This is a genomic window from Pseudomonas sp. R76 (genome assembly GCF_009834565.1).
In the GTDB taxonomy this organism is placed as follows: Bacteria; Pseudomonadota; Gammaproteobacteria; order Pseudomonadales; family Pseudomonadaceae; genus Aquipseudomonas.
The window spans coordinates 1-13,684 of sequence record NZ_CP019428.1 but is presented as its reverse complement, the minus strand read 5'-3'; the positions used below and the strand labels follow the sequence as shown (position 1 = coordinate 13,684).

Genomic DNA, 13,684 nt, shown 5'->3' with positions numbered 1-13,684 from the left:
TTATCTATAGCCAACCCATTCTAGCGGGAGCCACTGCTATGCTTGGAGTTTCTCGAATGGAATTTACGCGAAATGTCTGGGCAATATTCTCTGTCAGACCTGCTGGACAGAATGTACGAAAACCAACTGGCGCTGGAGGCTGCGCTGATGGAACTGACCCTCCACATCGAGAATAGGGGATTCAGCGAGATCAGTGAAAATGTCCGCGGTGCGTTGTATACGATTGGTGAAAATGCCGGCCACATTAAACAGGGCCTGGCGAAGCTCAAATCTAATGACCTCTGACTGATGATCGGCAACCGCCTAATGATGCATTTGATAGCTGAAAGTCAGTACCACATGTGAGCGCTTTTCCATGCCCGTTTTGGCAGCCGTATTTGATGCGTTTGGCACGCTCGTAAAAATCGGTGTTGGGACAAATCCTTATCGCAAGATTCTTAAAATAGGGATCGAACAAGGCCGACGCCCCAAAGCCACCGACGCGGAGGATCTACTGTCCATTCCTATGGACCTTAGACAAGCCGCTGATTATTTCGGGATATCTGTTGAAACTGATTTCATGAACCGACTTGAAGACGGACTCCGTGAAGAGCTGGCGGCCATCCAGGCCTATCCTGACGGAATTGCTGCTGTGGCAACCCTCCAAGCGGCAGGATTAAAAGTGGCGGTTTGCTCCAATCTCGCTCAACCATATGCATCGGCCATCGAAAGGCTATATCCGAATCTGGATGGTTACGCCTACAGCTTTTCGGTGGGAGCTATCAAACCATCATTCAAAATCTACCAGCATGTGACGCAGCTCATCGGTACCATGCCTCGTGAAACATGGATGATTGGTGATTCGCAAAGGTGCGATTGTGATGGTCCCCTTGGGTTCGGTATGCAAGGCTTTTACCTGGATCGGAAAGGTGGAGGTAGCTACACGACCTTGCAAGCATTTGCAGAAGACATCCTCCGCAAAAGCTGATGGCTCTAGCAATGCGATATGAACTAGCGATTAATCGATCAGAACCAACGAAATGCTAACTAGCCGGGTCAGCGGCATATCGCACCACGTGCAATACGGCTTAGGCAGTAACCAGCTTACTCAGGTAAACCATACAGCCTTGCAAAAGAAGCAAGATAGGCTGTTAGCTTTTTGCTCCTTCGCCATGCATACTGTCGGCATTTCGCGTGTAATAAAGTAGGGCCAACTACAGGAGAAAATCCTTTGTCTCGCAATTGCAGTAAAACGTTTCCTCGTGGTATATCCAAAAGCAGTGCGACTTCAGGGGACAGAATATAATTCCGTTTGAAATGTTTTATTGCTGTGGGACTTATAATCTGTGCTGACCGCCTAGAGCATTGAACTTTTTCACTACGAAGTCGGCCATGACGTACAAGTGCGTAAGCCACTTCCTCCTTCACGCCCAGCTCTTTTGCTGCATCAGCGACTGACAGTCCTTTGTCCTGCGATGATGAGTGAAGTGTTATCTTACTCAATAAAACTTCGGCTTTACTAACTAACCACTCACCAACACACACCGGTTCTGACTCAGCTCTGCAAAATACAGGTATTTCACCATCCTTAATTGCAACAACCAACTCTGCTAAGCCATTTGAAGTAGGAAGATAGTGCTTTGCGACTTGAGAAATTGTTATGAAATCCACACCAGGGCTTGTCAAAAACCTTGTAGGTGTCAAAGCTATTATTGAAGAATAGTCAACTAACCATCTCTCACCAGCATGCGGACAACCGCCAACGAATTTTAATATACCTGCCCCTATTAATTGTTCTATGCGCTTCCTACTAAGACAAAGTAAACGAGACGTTTCCCGTAAGTTAAGCGGTTCATGCCGAGACGAGGTGAGCCTGCGAGCCTCTTCTAGATCTACCACTATGGCAGTTTTACCACAAGTGTACGTAAACTCCCTCGTGGGAAGCTCGCCGGACACATGCATCCTTCGGAGAAAACTTTCGGGAAGCCCAACTGTTCTCGCTGCCTTTTTATATGGGAGCCATCGATGGGCAAGTAATGTGCACTCACTTAAGCGCCGGTTCCTCATAGCCAATGGACCCTCCCAGTGTAGAACAACGTATTGTTCGAACTCACCACGAATAAAGTCGTAGCAACGGTCTGTCAACGACAAATACACATCATTATAGATTCTTCCAAATGCAGATCCTAACCTCCAAGAAAGGCTAGACTCTCTAAGTTTCATAAGATCGTTAAGCAAATCATAAAAGGTTTTTGGCCAACCTAAAAGGACTTTACCCGCAGCAGCAGCCAAGTCAGGAACTACGTTTTTATAGGACATCGAGGCAACTGTCATGTTCATAACATGTGTGCGGCTCAACGCCCTAACAGCGATCCGAATTGCTAAAAAGTGAAACTGATAAAGAGTTAACGAATCGACTCCTGAAGATACTTTATTACTACAACCGCGAAAACGCTTTTCAAGCTCGACAGAAATCCACAGTTTTGATTCATCGACTGACGTCAAGCCCGAACACGCCGTAATAATGGGGTGACCACAGCTGTCGCAGCTCTCCCTAAATAAAATCTTTTGCGATGATTTTGCTTGGCACTCGGGACATCTGTACAAAAGTTCACGCTTATGTATTGTGCACACTGTATATAGAGTAAGGTCCCACAACTCTCGCCAATAGAATTCTGAAGCCATACAAATTGGGCAATACTTTGCATTTTTTATGGACCATACCTTCTGATTATTAAATTTAGGTACTCGAATTTCCGCACTCACATCACGCCAACTTGCATGCATAGCATGCTCACTTAGCCAGTCATGTACCAGCTCATCAGAGAGATCCTTGAAAAGCCTAATAACTTCGCCATTCCAGAGACCATTACATCCTCCCAAGCGATGTAGATAACCCGCTAAGCTCTCATCATATTTGGGCGCAGGGCTTACTACTAGACCGAACATAAAACTGTTCCTTCGAAAAACATCGCAACCGTTTAGATTTAAATAACCAAAACCCGATGATTACACCGGGTTTGAATAGCTTTAAGCCGCAATAATGTCGAAGCTTTCAAACGGCTCATGATCTCTGATCAAAGGTTTGAAATCGAACATACTACTAAACGGATTTCGCTCATTAGGTGCTGCGCTCCAGACCTCGTCCTTAAAGGCCTCACTGAGTATTTCAAGATTGATACCTTCGGCCCCTCGATGCTGTACCAACCAAACGGCGCGATCTACTATCTTGATCAGATAGTCAATTAAACCGAATGATGCCAAAAAAAAGCGACGAATCATTTCCTTATCTGTAAAAGTAATGGAAAGAACCGGCAGCAGTTCACGGACGCTCTGCAGTAACATCGCGAACTGCGTCCAACTGGACTCATTTAGTGTGAATCTGTTGTAATCAACCGTTGCAGAAAATCTTCGTCTCAACTGTTCGTTGGCCCAAAGCAGACCTTCAGTCCGCTTTAGGCCAACGAGGACAAACATAATGCGAGTTTCGTTCATCAGGCTTTTGATCCAGTCAGCCGCCTCATAGGCATCGTTACGCTTGTAATCCACGAGATGCTGCGCTTCGTCTAGAACGACAACTTCAACGTTGAGGTTGCTCAAAAGCAGAATGATCCTCGCAAATTTCGTTTCAGCCGAATGGCTACGAGAGTCTGCATAGGGATCTTTCATCGCAGTTAGCATGGCTGTTGCGAGGTTTTTTTTAGTAGGTGAGGACGGAATCTCCACAACGAGCACAGAGCGTTTTACCGCCTCGCTTTCTTTCGCAGACTCCAAGTCCCTAACGTACTCTTTGATCAACGTGCTTTTCCCAACACCGCTTGGCCCTTGTATAACAAGCCCCTTGCTAGAACCTGTGCGTCGCGTGTCTCCATGGACTTCAATCAATCGAGTCAGTGCTCGCTCTGCTTGCGGGCTTAGGATGAAGTGGTGACGTAGGGAGAATTGCGCTTGGTTTTCTTGGTAATCGCTCATGATTTATCCCCGCCGTTCGGGTGATGATAAGTCACCTTGAAAGGTGTCGCCGTATCCATATTGATCGCCGTATCAAACCAATCTGTTTCGACGGATACCATTAGAGGCTTAGCTGATTGAACTTTCCAACCGTCCTTATCTAACTTGGCACGGGCTACCTCCCGACGTTTACGCAGCAGCTGAGAGCGGCGTGCCTCGTTGATATCCTCGGTTATATCGCGGTGGGATTGATGAAGCTGTTCAATACTAGGTTTAAGGACTCCGCTATCCTCAAGCGCCTTACTGGCTGCTTTCAATAGATCACGACTCAATCCAAGCATGCGCTTATCTTTTATAGGTACCTGTAAAAACACATTTCTGAAACGATCATGCACCCATACGTGGCCAACCTCGTCACGATACCGAACGCTTACCTTTTCTTTCGGTTGTAGCCGCATTCTCAACTCAGATAGTTCAGGCGAATGATAACCATAACCTCCTACCTCAATGCCGTAGTGATGAACCTGCGCCATACTTCGGCGCGCAAGGATACATTCGAGTGCATCAAGATCTACGGGAAGCCTAATCTGCCGGCTTACCTCGTCGGCAGCCCACACTTGCGCAGGAGTCCTTTTGTTAAGCCCTCGGTGGGGTGTTTGGTGGTACGCGTCAACAATCCACTTCACAACGCTTGCTTCAAGCTGAGCCAACGTGAAGCAAGCGTGTTTCTCTGATTTATAATCCCCCTTCTCCTGGATACTAGAAAAAGTCGTTCCTGGTAGCTTATGAATTAATCCAATATTCTGGGTACGGAAAAATCTCTCAACTGAACCTTTCATTTCCGGCCCTCGAGATCGAGGGTACATAATCTCGATACCAAGCTCGTTGAAGCCTGCGATCATATCGTCCGCATGGAATTCAGCGGCGTTGTCAGGGACGAGCCGTGCGGGTATTCCATGAGCACGCCACTCGTTCTGGACTTTAGGGAAGCGCGCCAAAAGCTCTGCTTTAGGCCGAATGGCGCGCTCTATTACACGAAGCACGGTTTCAGTATTAGGCGCAGATAAATGAAGCAGGTAGCCCATGATCATGCGGGAAAACTTGTCGAGCACGACCGTAATATAAGGGCGCCCAATAACTAATCCTGTTTCTTCGTCAACCAACAACACGTCCAAGAGAGTATGGTCAATCTCCCAACGATCCAAGATGCTATCAACAACAAGTACTTCGCTCGCAACCCGATGTTTCTTTTTTGCAGCATATTTACCTATACGGTGTACATCAACCTCATATGGATCAAGCTTAGCTATATATCTCCTAATAGTCATTCCACACGGTTTTATTAACTGATCAGAAGGCAGACGTGTAGCATTTTTTTCGTCCAAAAGTTTTAAATATTCGCCGACCACCACGGAAATTTTTTGACGTTCTAACTGAAGGTATACTCGATTTATGACATCTTGTAACACCTCTTCTAGCTCACCAGATATTACGTTGCCCCGTCCTTTCGACGTATGTTTCGGTACCAGCCTAACAACATTATTACCGAGAAACCTCGAGCACCACCTCCTAACTGTTGAAATGGAGGGAGCACACGAATCTCCTAGCGCCTCCGATATCACTTTCAGTTTAGTTCGTAAAATTTCTTTACTAGGTATCCTTGTATGATCCTCCATTATTCCAGTTATATAGCTACGGCGGCGTAAAGCTTCATCACTGTGTTTTTTAGGAAAACAAGTTAGATCCGGGGCTGCGTTCTTCACATAAGGAATTTCACCAAGGAGCGGCTGTTCCGCACAAATTTCGATCTCCCGTTTTTCGTAACCGCGGTAAAACTCAGACTCAGTTAACGTAGTAGGTTCGCCTAGTTGATCAAAAAACAACAAGCTGCCATTTATAATTCTCCGATGAAGGGACATCGTTACCCCATGTATAACAACAACTAGTTTCGACTTAAGCAAAAATGTTTGCATGGCGATGCCCTCCGCTTAGAAAGATCGGTGATTTATAAGCTAGTGGAGCGTCAAGATCGACGCCAATAATGCACAGAGCCAACAAGCGCCAAGCTTCGATCTCTCCAAAAATCGATACCACCTCCTCAAAAACCTGAGGTTGATATTTATTTAATTCAGAGCAGGCGTCGGCTTTATCCGACGAAGAAAGCAAAGGGCCGAGTCGGTGATACAGAATTTTTTTTAAATTTTTTGCCATTGGCTCCCGCCATATCAAACCATCCGTAACCACGGAAAAGTTTCGATTGGTAGCAGTGAAGTGCATATTGGCTGCATCAAGTTTTAGCTTAACGCTGCTTATTAACAGTTTTTTTTCTGGCTTTACTTCAAACCACCACTCACAACCGTTTTCAAGGAAAACGCGGAGATCAGGGACGTAATCTACAAATGAATCACCCAGTGGAACTCTTTCCCGAGAAGGCTGCACTTCATAACGAACAACGGTCGAGGAGAGCTCCAGGAGCCGGAAAAAACCACCTTCCAACTGCGACTCCCAAGCCACAGAATGGCCATTTTTTAGAGAGGGGAAGTACCCCCGAAAATGACATGAGCTTCGTGTAACTACCTTACGTACTGCCATCGCACACCTCCATAGACGTGCACCGTCGCTGCACCTGAAAGCCAGGTACAGGCCGGTAATCAAGGGCTACAATCGGCGGGCAACACTTTCCCGTCGAGCAGCCTCGATAAAGTCGAAATGATGGGAGGGGATTGACAAGCACTGAAAAAAAGCTGAAATTGCGGTTCTCAAGCCAGCAATATCGCTTCAAATCGGCGCGGTCAAAGCCCCTAGGTTTTGGTCGCGTTTTTACATTTCACACCTCCCGCCTTTCATTTTTCACCCTCTGACTTGATAGCTAAACACTATCCAAGTACGGCCTGGTTATACGGACCTGATCTAAACCCGTTAACCTCATCAATTTCTAACTGAAGATTATGCTTGAATCACCTTCAGCAACCCTTTGATTTCACTAACGGAATAGTCTCACGCTCAAAAATTACATATTAAATAGTATTCCAGCACGTTAGGAAAATCTATGACTTACCGCTAAAAATTGACCGCTTTTTTGACATCTCAACAACATAGCTGGCAAACTTTTAGAGATAACTAGGTATAATATATTTATACTTATTTAACAGTTAGAATATAGAATCTACCAATCTTTTATTAGTTTTCTTCACGCTGCAAGCATCTAATTATCCTCGTTTTTTTCAACTCAATCAGATGTCAGCTCTACCTAAAACACGCTCCGTTTCTATTAAATTCCTCGCTTCTTAGGTTGCTGCAAGTATAGACCCACAAGAGTTTTGGTTATTTAACCGTCCGAAGATGCCAATCTAATTAGCATCGATCGATTTTTATTGTAAATTGGCTCCCTCGTGTCAAAGTCCCCATCGCGTATACCGCCGTTTTGCGAGCAAAAAAAAGCCCGCTATAAGCGGGCCCTCTTCTAAAATGGCAACCTAACCCTAGGGGCTAGTCGAACCATTTATTTGTGAAAAGTCGCAACTATTCTGTGAACCTACACCTGATCAGAAGTCCAGGTTGGATACCGCCAACGCATTGCTCTCGATGAAGTCACGACGAGGCTCGACCGCATCACCCATCAGGGTGTTGAAGATCTGGTCAGCGCCAATGGCGTCTTCGATGGTCACGCGCAGCATGCGACGCTGAGCCGGGTCCATGGTGGTTTCCCACAGCTGATCCGGGTTCATCTCGCCCAGACCTTTGTATCGCTGGATGGTGTGACGCTTGGTGCTTTCCGCCATCAGCCAATCAAGGGCTTCCTTGAATTCCTTGACCTGCTTCTTGCGTTCGCCACGCTGAATGTAAGCACCGTCGTCCAGCAGGGTGCTCAATTGCGCGCCGAGGGTAACGACGGTTTTGTAGTCGTTACTGCCGAAGAAGTCGCGGTTGAAGGTGACGTAGTTCGACAGGCCATGGGAGATCAGTTCAACCTCTGGCAGCCACACGTTACGTTCACGGTCTTCACGCAGGCTGGCTTTGTAGACCAGGCCAGACTTCTCCGAAGTGCGCAGGCGAACTTCGTACTGGGCCAGCCAATTCTGCATGTGCGCGTGATCGCCCAGCTGTTCGAGGCTCACCGATGGCAGGTAGATGAAGTGCTCGGTCAGTTCCTGAGGGTACAGGCGCGACAGACGCTTGAGGGTCTTCATAACCATGCGGAAGTCGTTAACCAGGCGTTCCAGCGACTCACCGGAAATGCCAGGCGCTTCGTCGTTCAAGTGCAGGCTCGCGTCTTCCAAGGCCGACTGCGTCATGTACTCTTCCATGGCGTCGTCGTCTTTAATGTATTGCTCTTGCTTGCCCTTTTTCACTTTGTACAACGGCGGCTGAGCGATATAGATGTAGCCACGCTCGATCAGCTCCGGCAACTGACGGAAGAAGAAGGTCAGCAGCAGGGTACGAATGTGCGAACCGTCGACGTCAGCATCGGTCATGATGATGATGTTGTGGTAGCGCAACTTGTCGATGTTGTACTCATCGCGGCCAATACCGCAGCCCAACGCCGTGATCAAGGTGCCGACTTCCTGAGAGGAAATCATCTTGTCGAAGCGGGCCTTCTCAACGTTGAGGATCTTACCTTTCAACGGCAGGATGGCCTGGGTGCGACGGTTACGACCCTGCTTGGCGGAACCGCCAGCAGAGTCACCTTCCACCAGGTACAGTTCGGAGAGGGCAGGGTCCTTCTCCTGGCAGTCAGCCAGTTTGCCTGGCAGGCCGGCGATATCCAGCGCGCCTTTACGGCGGGTCATCTCACGGGCTTTACGCGCCGCTTCACGGGCACGCGCCGCGTCGATCATCTTACCGACGACCAGCTTGGCTTCGTTCGGGTTCTCCAGCAGGAAGTCGGAGAAGTATTTACCCATCTCCTGTTCCACTGCCGTCTTCACTTCGGAAGACACCAGCTTGTCTTTGGTCTGGGAGCTGAACTTCGGATCCGGCACTTTCACCGAGATAATCGCGGTCAGGCCTTCACGTGCGTCGTCACCGGTGGTGGCGACTTTGTGCTTCTTGGCCAAGCCTTCGGCTTCGATGTAGGTGTTCAGGTTACGCGTCAGTGCGGAACGGAAACCCACCAAGTGAGTACCGCCGTCGCGCTGTGGAATGTTGTTGGTGAAGCACAACAGGTTCTCGTTGAAGCTGTCGTTCCACTGCAGGGCGATTTCCACGCCGATGCCGTCTTCACGCTGGATGTTGAAGTGGAACACCTGGTTGACCGCCGTCTTGTTGGTGTTCAGGTATTCAACGAACGCACGCAGGCCGCCTTCGTACTTGAACAGCTCTTCCTTGCCGCTGCGCTCGTCCTTGAGGACGATACCCACACCGGAGTTGAGGAAGGACAGTTCGCGAATACGCTTGGCCAGGATGTCCCAGCTGAAGTGGATATTCTTGAAGGTTTCAGCCGATGGCTTGAAGTGGATCTGCGTACCGGTGGATTCACTGTCGCCAACGATTTTCATCGGCTCTTGTGGCACACCGTGCACGTAAGTCTGTTCCCAGATTTTGCCGCTACGGCGAACAGTCAGGATCAGCTCTTCAGACAGGGCGTTCACTACCGACACACCTACACCGTGCAAACCGCCGGAGACTTTATAGGAGTTGTCGTCGAACTTACCGCCGGCGTGGAGCACGGTCATGATGACCTCTGCCGCCGAAACGCCTTCTTCTTTGTGCACATCTACCGGAATGCCGCGACCGTTGTCGCGCACGGTGATGGACTCATCCGGGTGGATGATAATGCTGATGTCGTCGCAGTGACCGGCCAAAGCTTCGTCGATGGAGTTGTCGACCACCTCGAACACCATGTGGTGCAGACCGCTACCATCATCGGTGTCGCCGATGTACATACCGGGACGTTTGCGTACGGCATCCAAACCTTTCAGCACTTTAATGCTGGTCGAGTCGTACGTGTTTTCTTCGCTCATGCCTTCACTCCCGATGGTCGTGGGTCTGGGTGATACGGCCTTGTTCCACGTGGAACAAAGCGACTGGCGTTTCCGTCTGCCAGCCTTCCCTCAATAATTCGTGGTCTACACAGGTGATAAACACCTGGCAGCGTAAGTCTTCCAACAAGCGGCATAACGCACGGCGGTGTTGCTCGTCGAGTTCGGACGGCAAGTCATCCACCAGATAAATACACTGACCGCGCCGGGCTTGGCTAACCAAATGCCCTTGGGCAATGCGCAGCGCACACACCACCAACTTCTGCTGACCGCGTGACAAGATATCCGCGGCATTATGTGCGCCTAATCTAAGGCGCAGATCAGCCCGTTGGGGGCCTGCTTGCGTATGGCCAATTTGCTGATCCCGTTGCAAGGACGTGGCGAGCACTGCGCTCAGCTCACGCTCTTTATCCCAACCACGGTAGTAGCTCAGCGTCAGGCCCTCGAGATCCAACAACTCACTCAAGGTCTGCTCAAAGACTGGTTTCAAGGCTTTGATATAGGCGCGTCGGTATTCATCAATTTCGTCGCTGGCCAGGCACAGTTCCCGGTCCCAGGCTGCTTGCGAAGCGGCGTCGAGTGTACCATGCCGCAGCCATGAGTTCCGCTGCCGCAGGGCCTTCTGCAGGCGCTGCCAAGTGGCCATGAAACGCGGTTCCACGTGGAACACTCCCCAATCGAGGAATTGCCTGCGGATTTTGGGGGCGCCTTCCAACAAGCGGAAGCTGTCGGGGTTGATCAGCTGCAATGGCAGGATTTCTGCCAATTGCGCAGCACTGCGAGCATTTTGCCCATCAATGCGAATTTGAAATTCACCGCCGCGATCTCGCGATATCCCCAGGCTGCTATGACCGCCTTCGGCCAATTCGACTTGGCCGAACACCGTACAGGCCAGTTGTTCGTACTGAATCACTGGCAACAGGCGTGCACTGCGAAAAGAACGGGCGAGCCCCAGCAAATGAATGGCTTCCAGCACGCTGGTTTTGCCACTGCCGTTGGCGCCGTGGAGGATATTGATGCGGGGGGAAGGGGAGAAGGTCACCGGGTGCAGATTGCGCACCGCGGTGACCGAGACGCGACTGAGGGACATCTAGCTTCTGCTGAGCATGATTACAGGCGCATCGGCATAACAACGTAAGCCGAGTCGTCGTTATCGGATTCTTGCACCAGGGCACTGCTGTTGGAGTCCGACAGAATCAGGCGAACCTGTTCGGTGGTCATCACACCCAATACGTCCAGCAGGTAGCTCACGTTGAAACCGATCTCCAGCGAGCCGCCGTTGTAGTCAACGCCCACTTCTTCTTCGGCTTCTTCCTGCTCAGGGTTATTCGCCTGGATTTTCAATTGGCCGTTAGCCAGTTGCAGACGGATACCACGGTACTTTTCGTTCGACAGAATCGCGGTACGGCTGAATGCTTCACGCAGTGCCTGACGATCACCAATCACCAGCTTGTCGCCACCTTTAGGCAGCACGCGCTCGTAATCCGGGAACTTGCCGTCGACCAATTTGGAGGTGAAGGTGAACTCGCCGGTAGTAGCGCGGATGTGGTGCTGGCCCAGGACGATGCTGACGTTGCCGTCCGGTTCGGTGAGCAGACGCGCCAGTTCAAGGATACCTTTACGCGGTACGATCACTTGATGGCGATCCGGCTGGCCGATATCAGCTTTCATCGAGCACATGGCCAGACGGTGACCGTCGGTGGCCACCGCGCGGATGATGCCTTCCGACACTTCCAACAGCATGCCGTTGAGGTAGTAACGCACGTCCTGTTGAGCCATGGCGAAACTGGTGCGCTCGATCAAACGACGCAGCCTGCTTTGCTCAAGGCTGCAGGTCAGCGAGCCCGGGCCTTCTTCCACCGTCGGGAAATCGTTGGCAGGCAACGTCGACAGGGTGAAGCGGCTACGACCGGCCTTGACCACCAGCTTCTGCTCATCAACCTTGATGTCGATCAGCGCGTCGTTGGGCAGGCTCTTGCAAATATCCATCAGCTTGCGCGCCGGCACAGTGATCTCGCCCGGTTCAGCAGGCTCTTCCAGCTGCACGCGGCCGACCAGTTCGACTTCAAGGTCGGTACCGGTCAAGGACAATTGCTGGCCTTCGACAACCAGCAATACGTTGGAAAGCACCGGCAAGGTCTGTCGGCGCTCGACGACGCCTGCGACCAGTTGCAGGGGTTTCAACAGGGCTTCGCGTTGAATGGTGAAATGCATGGTCTAGTCCCTTGCCTTAATAAGCTGCGCTGGTGTCATCAAGTTGTCAGTGTACGCAGCAGGTTCTTGTAGTCCTCGCGAATATCCGCGTCGGATTCCTTAAGTTCGTTGATCTTGCGGCACGCGTGCAAGACCGTGGTGTGGTCGCGACCGCCAAACACATCACCGATTTCCGGCAGGCTGTGGTTGGTCAGCTCTTTGGAGAGCGCCATCGCTACCTGACGTGGACGTGCCACCGAGCGCGAGCGGCGCTTGGACAGCAGGTCGGAAATCTTGATCTTGTAGTACTCAGCCACGGTGCGCTGGATGTTATCCACACTCACCAGCTTGTCCTGCAGTGCCAACAAGTCTTTCAGGGATTCGCGAATCAACTCGATGGTGATATCGCGGCCCATGAAGTGCGAGTGAGCGATCACCCGCTTGAGCGCGCCTTCCAGCTCACGCACGTTGGAGCGAATGCGTTGGGCGATAAAGAAAGCAGCGTCGTGAGGCAGATCGACTTTCGCCTGGTCGGCCTTTTTCATCAGGATCGCGACGCGGGTTTCCAGCTCCGGCGGCTCTACCGCAACGGTCAGGCCCCAGCCAAAACGCGACTTCAAGCGTTCTTCCAGGCCTTCGATTTCCTTCGGGTAACGGTCGCTGGTCAAGATGACCTGCTGGCCGCCTTCGAGCAAGGCGTTGAACGTGTGGAAAAACTCTTCCTGAGAACGTTCCTTGCGCGCGAAGAATTGAATGTCATCGATCAGCAAGGCATCAACGGAACGGTAGAAACGCTTGAATTCGTTGATTGCGTTCAGCTGCAGGGCCTTGACCATGTCAGCCACGAAGCGCTCCGAGTGCAGGTACACAACCTTGGCATTCGGGTTCTTCTTTAATAGGTGATTACCCACCGCATGCATCAAGTGAGTCTTACCCAAGCCAACGCCACCATAAAGGAAGAGTGGGTTGTAACCGTGCTTGGGGTTGTCGGCGACCTGCCAGGCGGCCGCGCGGGCCAGCTGGTTGGATTTACCTTCGACGAAGTTTTCAAAGGTGAACGTGCGGTTCAAGTAGCTGGTGTGCTTGAGCGCGCCTTCAACCTGCACGGTGCGCTGTTCGGCACGCACCGGTGCTTGCTGGGAGCTGGCACCCGCCATCGGGTCGAAGCTGTCGCGGGACGGCTCTTCATTTATAGGCGCGTTTTTCTGCGATGCGGATTTTGCAGGCGTCTGGGCAACGGGCGCTGGCGAGTTATTAACAGGTGCCGCAGCGGCCTGGGCCTGAGAAGCACTGGCGGCCAACGGCGCATTCGGCGCTGCACGCGGTGCCGAGCTACGTTTGCTGCCTATTAATAAAGAAAGCACGGGCGCAAGGCCGTTGCCGTGTTCGTCGAGCAATTCGAGAACGCGGCTCAGGTACTTCTCATTAACCCAATCGAGAACAAAGCGATTCGGCGCGTAGACACGCAACTCGTCGCCTTCGGCTTCGACCTGTAGCGGACGGATCCAGGTGTTGAATTGCTGGGCAGGCAGCTCTTCGCGCAAAAGCTCCACGCACTGCTGCCAAAGTTCCACTGACAC

The 13,684-nt window shown here is 50.9% G+C and carries 10 protein-coding genes; 2 read left to right on the top strand and 8 right to left on the bottom strand.

The genetic code is table 11. From position 1 onward, the window contains the following. Window positions 1-72 precede the first annotated feature (72 nt). Window positions 73-285 (top strand): hypothetical protein, encoded by a 213-nt coding sequence (locus tag PspR76_RS00050; protein WP_159961273.1) that lies wholly within the window; start codon window positions 73-75, stop codon window positions 283-285. A gap of 70 nt (window positions 286-355) precedes the next feature. Continuing rightward, the gene (locus PspR76_RS00045; RefSeq protein ID WP_159953425.1) at window positions 356-967 is read left to right on the top strand and encodes an HAD family hydrolase; all 612 of its coding nucleotides are present in this window, start codon (window positions 356-358) and stop codon (window positions 965-967) included. A gap of 116 nt (window positions 968-1,083) precedes the next feature. Here the strand turns inward: PspR76_RS00045 and PspR76_RS00040 are convergent, their stop codons facing one another. The 8 genes from PspR76_RS00040 to dnaA form a co-directional block, all read right to left on the bottom strand. Then, window positions 1,084-2,928 carry a TniQ family protein gene (locus PspR76_RS00040; RefSeq protein WP_159953424.1) on the bottom strand — a complete coding sequence of 615 codons (1,845 nt, stop codon included), beginning with the start codon at window positions 2,926-2,928 and terminating at the stop codon, window positions 1,084-1,086. 81 nt (window positions 2,929-3,009) lie between these two features. Continuing rightward, on the bottom strand, window positions 3,010-3,951 hold the full coding sequence (locus PspR76_RS00035; RefSeq protein WP_159953423.1) for a TniB family NTP-binding protein: 942 nt from the start codon (window positions 3,949-3,951) through the stop codon (window positions 3,010-3,012). Beyond that, window positions 3,948-5,903: a DDE-type integrase/transposase/recombinase gene (locus PspR76_RS00030; protein WP_159953422.1), complete on the bottom strand. Its 1,956-nt coding sequence runs from the start codon at window positions 5,901-5,903 to the stop codon at window positions 3,948-3,950. The genes PspR76_RS00035 and PspR76_RS00030 overlap by 4 nt, the downstream gene beginning before the upstream one ends. Continuing rightward, a complete protein-coding gene (locus PspR76_RS00025; RefSeq protein ID WP_159953421.1) occupies window positions 5,884-6,522 on the bottom strand; it encodes a TnsA endonuclease N-terminal domain-containing protein in 639 nt (212 codons plus the stop codon). Before PspR76_RS00025 ends, PspR76_RS00030 begins: the two co-directional genes overlap by 20 nt. Before the next feature lie 953 nt (window positions 6,523-7,475). After that, a complete protein-coding gene (gene gyrB / locus PspR76_RS00020) occupies window positions 7,476-9,893 on the bottom strand; it encodes a DNA topoisomerase (ATP-hydrolyzing) subunit B (protein WP_159953420.1) in 2,418 nt (805 codons plus the stop codon). 4 nt (window positions 9,894-9,897) lie between these two features. Further along, window positions 9,898-11,001, bottom strand: coding sequence for a DNA replication/repair protein RecF (recF, locus tag PspR76_RS00015; RefSeq protein ID WP_010565854.1), 1,104 nt, complete (start codon window positions 10,999-11,001; stop codon window positions 9,898-9,900). Between the two features lie 20 nt (window positions 11,002-11,021). Further along, window positions 11,022-12,125 carry a DNA polymerase III subunit beta gene (gene dnaN, locus PspR76_RS00010; protein ID WP_057439291.1) on the bottom strand — a complete coding sequence of 368 codons (1,104 nt, stop codon included), beginning with the start codon at window positions 12,123-12,125 and terminating at the stop codon, window positions 11,022-11,024. A gap of 38 nt (window positions 12,126-12,163) precedes the next feature. Beyond that, window positions 12,164-13,684: a chromosomal replication initiator protein DnaA gene (gene dnaA, locus PspR76_RS00005; protein WP_159953419.1), complete on the bottom strand. Its 1,521-nt coding sequence runs from the start codon at window positions 13,682-13,684 to the stop codon at window positions 12,164-12,166.

What these genes read in the sequence shown, in the direction of transcription:
- PspR76_RS00050 (WP_159961273.1), top strand. Translation starts at nt 73, where the DNA reads ATGTCTGGGCAATATTCTCTGTCAGACCTGCTGGACAGAATGTACGAA.
- PspR76_RS00045 (WP_159953425.1), top strand. Translation starts at nt 356, where the DNA reads ATGCCCGTTTTGGCAGCCGTATTTGATGCGTTTGGCACGCTCGTAAAA.
- PspR76_RS00040 (WP_159953424.1), bottom strand. Translation starts at nt 2,928, where the DNA reads ATGTTCGGTCTAGTAGTAAGCCCTGCGCCCAAATATGATGAGAGCTTA.
- PspR76_RS00035 (WP_159953423.1), bottom strand. Translation starts at nt 3,951, where the DNA reads ATGAGCGATTACCAAGAAAACCAAGCGCAATTCTCCCTACGTCACCAC.
- PspR76_RS00030 (WP_159953422.1), bottom strand. Translation starts at nt 5,903, where the DNA reads ATGCAAACATTTTTGCTTAAGTCGAAACTAGTTGTTGTTATACATGGG.
- PspR76_RS00025 (WP_159953421.1), bottom strand. Translation starts at nt 6,522, where the DNA reads ATGGCAGTACGTAAGGTAGTTACACGAAGCTCATGTCATTTTCGGGGG.
- gyrB (WP_159953420.1), bottom strand. Translation starts at nt 9,893, where the DNA reads ATGAGCGAAGAAAACACGTACGACTCGACCAGCATTAAAGTGCTGAAA.
- recF (WP_010565854.1), bottom strand. Translation starts at nt 11,001, where the DNA reads ATGTCCCTCAGTCGCGTCTCGGTCACCGCGGTGCGCAATCTGCACCCG.
- dnaN (WP_057439291.1), bottom strand. Translation starts at nt 12,125, where the DNA reads ATGCATTTCACCATTCAACGCGAAGCCCTGTTGAAACCCCTGCAACTG.